Source organism: Psychrobacter sp. TB20-MNA-CIBAN-0197 (assembly GCF_040309765.1).
Taxonomy (GTDB): domain Bacteria; phylum Pseudomonadota; class Gammaproteobacteria; order Pseudomonadales; family Moraxellaceae; genus Psychrobacter; species Psychrobacter submarinus.
This window is the reverse complement of the sequence record NZ_JBEOPC010000392.1, coordinates 1-282: the sequence shown is the minus strand read 5'-3', so window position 1 is coordinate 282 and position 282 is coordinate 1. Positions and strand designations below refer to the sequence as shown.

Sequence of the window (282 nt, the reverse complement as noted above, 5' to 3'; positions counted from 1 at the left end):
GCTAATAAGCGTGTAGGTAATATTCTGGCTAAAAACGATATTACCAGCCAAGGTAGTGTTGATGAGAGCTTATTAAGCGACGACGCCGAAAAAGTATTGGCATCACAAGTAGCAAAATTTGCCACTGACCTTGCACCACTTTACGCAGATGGAAACTACCAAGAAGCATTAAGCCAATTGGCGGGTATTCGTGAAAGTGTTGATAACTTTTTTGACAACGTAATGGTTATGGCCGACGATGAAGCTGTTAAGCAAAATCGTCTTGCGCTATTAAGCCAGTTA

At 41.5% G+C, this 282-nt stretch carries 1 protein-coding gene; it reads left to right on the top strand.

Annotated elements, in window-relative coordinates:
• Positions 1–282 (top strand): DALR anticodon-binding domain-containing protein (locus tag AAEY83_RS14175; protein WP_351059822.1); only part of this gene is annotated, 282 nt, incomplete at both ends.